The following is a 6,058-nucleotide window of genomic DNA, read 5'->3' on the forward strand; positions in this document are numbered from 1 at the left end:
TGGCAACCCTCACTATTATCTCATAACGAATATAATTTGTCCAGTAGGGTTTTGCGAAAAAATATTCTCTTTAAAAGGATACAACGCCTTTAATTTAACGGCTCTGAGAATTATGCGTCAGTACTGGAAAAAAGTATGCAAATATTTTACTAATACTGGTTGTATACGGATCAAGCACGGCAATATCCTCACTCACTCAGAGGAAGGGGGACACACCTTCATCGGTTAAAATAAAAACAAAAGTTGTTTTGGAAATAAGGGAAGGAATGTCCCCAATTAATTCCGCGCCGACAACAAAACGGCTCGCTTCCAAACCGAACCGATTTTTGTAAATGTTCATCTGCCTGTGAATTGATGATTACTCCCCTTGCAATTCCGTCCCATCCAGTTTACTTGAATTCAATTCAATCATGGTTAGTTAAACCCCAAATTGGGTTATTTATGCCATCCAAGCAGGTAATTTAAAATAAATGTAGAAATCTAGAATAAACATGAAAATGGTAAGTCAAGAAATTGGTTCCTCGGTTGCTTTGTATTGGTATAAATATATTTGTCTTACTATTAGCGAATTATAGAAACTTATAAATGGTTTTAAGCTTATGTTAATGTAATCGGATTTGCTTTACAGGAGAACTGATATGCATCCAGCGATATTGCCATGGTATATCGTTATATCAACTTCTATCCCTCAAACATTCCTTATTTTTAAAATCGGATTTCAGCTTTTCAACCTGGATATGAGCTATTCAAGAGCATTATTTTTATCTTTCATAATTAGCATTATTGCGATTTTTGCAAGAGAATTGCCACTCCTCTTCGGAGTCCACACATTCATACTTATTGTATTTTCAACGCTTTTAGCGTTTATCATTACAGGAACCAATTTATGGCACTGTTTTATTTCAATAGCCGCGGGGGCATTGATTCTTGGGGTGTTGGAAGGAGCGTTATTGCCGATACTTCTCAATATAACTGCCGTTACTATAGATAGCCTTGTTTTAAAGCCATGGTTGAATATATTATACTTTCTGCCATCAGGTGTCATTATGGTTATTTTATATATTTTTATAAAGAAATATAATTTTATAATCTTTGACTTAAGTTTAGATAGGGATTGATTGCCTTGTATAAAAATGGTAGATCAGTGATTATTTCTACCATCCTTCTGAATACTTTGTTTAATGTACTAATTAATCAAGAAATATATCTATCTAAAGATATCCATGATTTAAAAGCGTTTCTACCATTTATAAATTTAGCAGTTTTATTATTAAGCGGTCTAGTCGTTTTTTCAATCAAAAGCCTTGAGGAAAATACTAAGAAAATAGTGGAATTAAATCTTTTAAAAACACATCTTTCACAAGTGGAGAATTTAATAAATACTTTGCAAGCCCAAAGACATGAGCACAGCAGGCATATTCAGACTCTGCAGGCTATGTTGCACCTGGATGAAGCGGATAAAGCCATCGAATACATTGAAGGTATAGCGAAAAATAACAGACACGCAGAAGAAATAGTATATGTTGGCCATCCCGCTCTTACGGCGCTTTTAAACGGCAAACGAAAAGTGGCTGAGGCCATGAAAATTGACTTTGCTTTTTCCGTAAAATGCGATATTGCCAATATTAATATACCCCCCTGGGATCTATGCAGTATATTGGGCAACCTTCTGGATAATGCATTTGACGCAGTTCTCCAGGCTAATGTCGACCGTAGGGTAGCCATAGAAATAAAGTATGAAAACCTGAATCATGTCATGTATGTCTACAATACAGGGCCTAAAATCCCTGAAGCGGTTAGACAAAGGTTGTTTATAGCAGGTTTCACCACAAAAAAATCCGAAGCTCGCGGATACGGTTTGTACCTGGTTAAAAAACTGGTGGATAAATACGGGGGAAGAATTGGCGTAGTATCAGGAGAACGGACAACATTTATTGTATATCTTCCTGATAGAGGTAGAAAAGTAGATGATAAAAACTTTTGCCCGAAAAATAGCCATTATCATGGGGGCGCAGTTAAAGGTTAACCGGGATCAAGTAGAAATTTTTACCTATGGGTTGGAACTAATACTCGGAACATTGGTTCAGCTAATACTAATAGTATCATTATCTTTGCTGATGGATACCTTCATAACAACTATGTTATGCCTGATAGCCTTTGCATCGTTGAGGTTTTTTGGAGGAGGCGTTCACTTAAGCACGTATTCATTATGCCTGGTGGTTGGTGTCTCTTTGCTGATAAGCTTGGGTAAATTGGCAACCTTAGCCGTAAATCCTGAATCATTAACGCTTATATCAGTATTAACTCTACTGATGGGTATTCACGTTATCTTTAGATGGGTGCCAGCGGGCACGGCAAAGAAACAAATAAAAAATGAATCAATAAGGCTGGAACAAAGGGAAAAAGCCTTCCTTGTTTTAACCGTATGGTCCATTATCATCGTTATACTTATAACGCAAAAGATGACCGCTGACGCTTTTGCAATGATTTTGGGAATCCTCGGAAGTCTCATTTTGATGACTCCATTGGGATACAAAGCAGCTAAGGTTCTTGACAGCATTCTGAATATTGCCGGGAAGGAGGTGTAACCAATGCTGAAAAAAATGATAACGATAATGGTCCATGCATTAGCGTCAGTATTAGTCTTTGTTGCTTATACCGGTGTAAGCCCGTGTTGCTGGTTTATCACTTATGAACCAGACATTCCGGAAAGTTTACAACATTAGGGGACAGATGTAAATGGTAAATATTTTGCTTCTAGAAGATGAACATTACACCAGGAAATTTCTCAAGAAGTTGGTATCTGAAAACCCTTCCGTTGACAAGGTAATTGATACGCCAAGCGGTGAAGAAGCAATTAATTTCGCCAGGGAACATAAATTGGACATTGCGCTATTGGATATAGAACTGGCTCCAGAAGAAGGGTTGAACGGAATATTAGTCGCAAAAAAAATACATGATTTTAATCCTGATATATTTTTTGTTTTTATAACAGGATACTCTCAATATGCAATTGACTCATTTGCTGTTCATCCATATGACTACATTCTAAAGCCAGTGAAAAAAGCAAAAATCAATGAAATTATAAACAGTCTTACAGAAGAAATAAGAAAAAGAAACATAATTAGGCGCAATCCAGAAAAAATTAAGATTAAAGATAAAAATGAAATATTTATGGTAGCGCCTGGCGATATCCTGTTTATTGAGAAACAGGATAAACTTAATTTGATCCATACAGAAAACAACGTTTATAAGATACATCAAACCCTGAGTAAGTTAGCAGAAAAATTAGGAGGGAATTTCCTTAGGGTTCACAAGTCATTTATAGCGAATATGGACAATATCAGTAGAATTAGAGAGGTAAGTAACAGGTCTTATGTAATCGAATTTGACGGATATGACAAGGTTGCTTTAATGAGCCGTTATAAATTCGAAGAACATAAACACAGATTCGCCCCTTTGTAGAAAGGGGCTTTTTGGTTATTTGCGACACTCTTTAGGCTATATACACCCATAAAGAGGTTAATCAGGAATAACTACTAGATTTATGCAACTATTTTATTATAATTATAGTTAAGTAATATTTTATATTGTGTATAGTTTTTACTATCTCAAATATTTGTTGATATACTTTCATAATTATCGTCTCAAACGCCAAATCATTTATCATGTTCGAGAGAAAAATGTTATACAAACATATTATAGATAATAGTTATGCTTTCAATAAAATCTATATAAGATTTAAAAGATTCGCATGGAATTCAATATCATGAATGCAGTATTTATTTAGTAAACCAAGATTATACGAGAGGGGTTATAAAATGAATAATAATATTATTAAAATGGGACAATATCCAGTATTATGGAATCATGGTCGAGCCAAAGAAATAACCTTTTGCGTCACTGAAGATTGTAATTTGCGTTGCAAGTATTGTTACATGACTGGAAAAAATAAAACAAATAAAATGACTTTTGAAATTGCCCAAAGAGCCGTAGATTACATACTTAAAAATAGGGATTTCTTCAACGAAGATGCTGTAATATGGAGTTTTATAGGAGGAGAACCATTACTTGAAATTGATTTAATTGATAAAATATGTGATTACATAAAACAACAAATGTTCATATGTGAACATCCCTGGTTTGATCAATATAGATTTAATTTTTCAACTAATGGTTTGCTGTATAATACAGAAAAAGTACAAAATTATATTAGCAAAAATCAAGAACATTTAAGTATGGGAATAAGCATCGATGGAAATAAAGTAAAGCATGATCTGCAACGAGTAAGGGTAGATGGAAGTGGTTCTTATGATGACGTCGTTAAAAATATAAAATTGTGGCAAAATCAGCTTCCAGGTAATTATACAAAAGCAACATTTACCCATGAAGATCTTCCTTTTGTAAAAGATAGCATTATTAATTTATGGAATTTAGGAATAGATAATGTGTCAGCAAATGTTGTTTTTGAAAATGTATGGCATGAAGGTGATGAAATAATTTTTGAGAAACAGTTAATAGAACTAGCCGATTATATACTTGAAAAAAATTTATGGAATGATTATTCTGTACGTTTTTTTTCCCCCTATATAGGTTTTCCGTTAACTAAAGAAGATTTAAAAAAAAATTTTTGTGGTACTGGTAAGATGTTGGCAATTTCCTGCAAGGGAAATTTTCTTCCTTGTGTTAGATTCCTTGATATAAGTCTTAATAATAAAAAAGGATATACTATTGGAGATGTATATAATGGTATTAATCTCGATAGGTTAAGACCATTTTTGGCATTATCATTAGAAAGCCAGTCTACGCAAGAATGTATAAATTGTGATGTTGCGACAGGATGTAGTTGGTGTACTGGTTTTAATTATGATTCGGCAGACTCTGACACAATATACCAAAGAAGAACATATAATTGTAAAATGCACAAGGCTAATATACGTGCCAATAAATATTTTTGGAAAGAATTTTCAAAAATAACAGGCACTGCTTCACCTAGAGATAAGTATTTATTAAGCAGGATAGATTTAAACAAATATCTTCAATTTATAATGCATGATGAAGTGATTCCACATTGTTCTTATCGGAATTGGAAGAAAACTAAAAACCATATGAGTGATGAAATATTAAGTTCCGGTTTGGAATTTGCCAATAAAAATGGATTCATACCATTTTTTTTAGGGGTACTGCGTATTCCGGTTTATCCGGAATACGCAGTACCACATAACTTACCATCCAACTTGAATCCTAGCGAATATTACTTATTAAGTGATAGATTCATTTCTAACTATAATAATATAATAATATATGATAATAAAATCGAAAATAAAGATATTACATACTCAAGTAATTGCATATTATTGATTGATGTAGATAATATTAACAAGATAAGTGATTTTATCACTGACTTAGCAGAGAGCAAGGAAAGAATCAATTTAGTATTAGAAAATATTGAGCAATGGACAGATGGGCACATTTTTATGTATAAAAATGAACTTAATAAGGTCGTTAAACTTGTAGCTGACAGTAGTAATAAAAATAAATTAATCGAAATAAATGTATTAACTGATATTTTAAACAGCAAAGAAATGAATAATTGTGATGCTGGAAATAATACTTTTTCTTTAGCACCCAATGGTAAATTTTATATTTGTCCAGCTTTTTATTTTGATAATCCCAATAATTATGTTGGCACTTTAGAGTCGGGTATCCAAGTAAAAAATAATCAATTATTAGAACTTGAAAGAGCTCCAATTTGTTTAGCTTGTGATGTATATCATTGTAAGAGATGTAAATTCTTAAATAAAAAATTGACAAGCGAATATAATACACCACCTAAAATACAGTGTATAATAAGCCACATCGAAAGAGAGAAAGCTCGAGAGCTGCAGTTGTTGGTAAATGCAAATAATGTAGTTTACAATAACAATCTCAAAGTGCGTATTCCGGTTTATCCGGACAGCGAATCCGGGAACATCCGGACACCGTTCCGGAAACATCCGGACAGTGATTCCGGAGGCATCCGGACACCGCTTGTCGGTTGTTTGATTTTACAGTAATG

Annotated in this window: 6 protein-coding genes; all 6 read left to right on the top strand. The window is 33.5% G+C overall.

Features of this window, described 5'->3' with window-relative positions:
• The first annotated feature begins 638 nt into the window (after nt 1-638).
• On the top strand, nt 639-1,118 hold the full coding sequence (locus L7E55_RS17225; RefSeq protein ID WP_277445597.1) for a hypothetical protein: 480 nt from the start codon (nt 639-641) through the stop codon (nt 1,116-1,118).
• 5 nt (nt 1,119-1,123) lie between these two features.
• On the top strand, nt 1,124-2,026 hold the full coding sequence (locus L7E55_RS17230; RefSeq protein WP_277445598.1) for a sensor histidine kinase: 903 nt from the start codon (nt 1,124-1,126) through the stop codon (nt 2,024-2,026).
• Nucleotides 1,968-2,588 carry an accessory gene regulator ArgB-like protein gene (locus tag L7E55_RS17235; RefSeq protein ID WP_277445599.1) on the top strand — a complete coding sequence of 207 codons (621 nt, stop codon included), beginning with the start codon at nt 1,968-1,970 and terminating at the stop codon, nt 2,586-2,588. The genes L7E55_RS17230 and L7E55_RS17235 overlap by 59 nt, the downstream gene beginning before the upstream one ends.
• A 27-nt stretch (nt 2,589-2,615) precedes the next feature.
• Nucleotides 2,616-2,726: a cyclic lactone autoinducer peptide gene (locus L7E55_RS17845; RefSeq protein WP_420852072.1), complete on the top strand. Its 111-nt coding sequence runs from the start codon at nt 2,616-2,618 to the stop codon at nt 2,724-2,726.
• 13 nt (nt 2,727-2,739) lie between these two features.
• The gene (locus L7E55_RS17240; protein ID WP_277445600.1) at nt 2,740-3,465 is read left to right on the top strand and encodes a LytR/AlgR family response regulator transcription factor; all 726 of its coding nucleotides are present in this window, start codon (nt 2,740-2,742) and stop codon (nt 3,463-3,465) included.
• 356 nt (nt 3,466-3,821) lie between these two features.
• Nucleotides 3,822-6,056, top strand: coding sequence for a radical SAM peptide maturase, CXXX-repeat target family (locus L7E55_RS17245; RefSeq protein ID WP_277445601.1), 2,235 nt, complete (start codon nt 3,822-3,824; stop codon nt 6,054-6,056).
• The last annotated feature ends 2 nt before the right edge of the window (nt 6,057-6,058 follow it).

It is taken from the genome of Pelotomaculum isophthalicicum JI, from assembly GCF_029478095.1.
Classification (GTDB): domain Bacteria; phylum Bacillota; class Desulfotomaculia; order Desulfotomaculales; family Pelotomaculaceae; genus Pelotomaculum_D; species Pelotomaculum_D isophthalicicum.

Coding starts and splice junctions, on each gene's coding strand:
- L7E55_RS17235 (WP_277445599.1), top strand. CDS start 1,968: ATGATAAAAACTTTTGCCCGAAAAATAGCCATTATCATGGGGGCGCAG.
- L7E55_RS17225 (WP_277445597.1), top strand. CDS start 639: ATGCATCCAGCGATATTGCCATGGTATATCGTTATATCAACTTCTATC.
- L7E55_RS17245 (WP_277445601.1), top strand. CDS start 3,822: ATGAATAATAATATTATTAAAATGGGACAATATCCAGTATTATGGAAT.
- L7E55_RS17240 (WP_277445600.1), top strand. CDS start 2,740: ATGGTAAATATTTTGCTTCTAGAAGATGAACATTACACCAGGAAATTT.
- L7E55_RS17845 (WP_420852072.1), top strand. CDS start 2,616: ATGGTCCATGCATTAGCGTCAGTATTAGTCTTTGTTGCTTATACCGGT.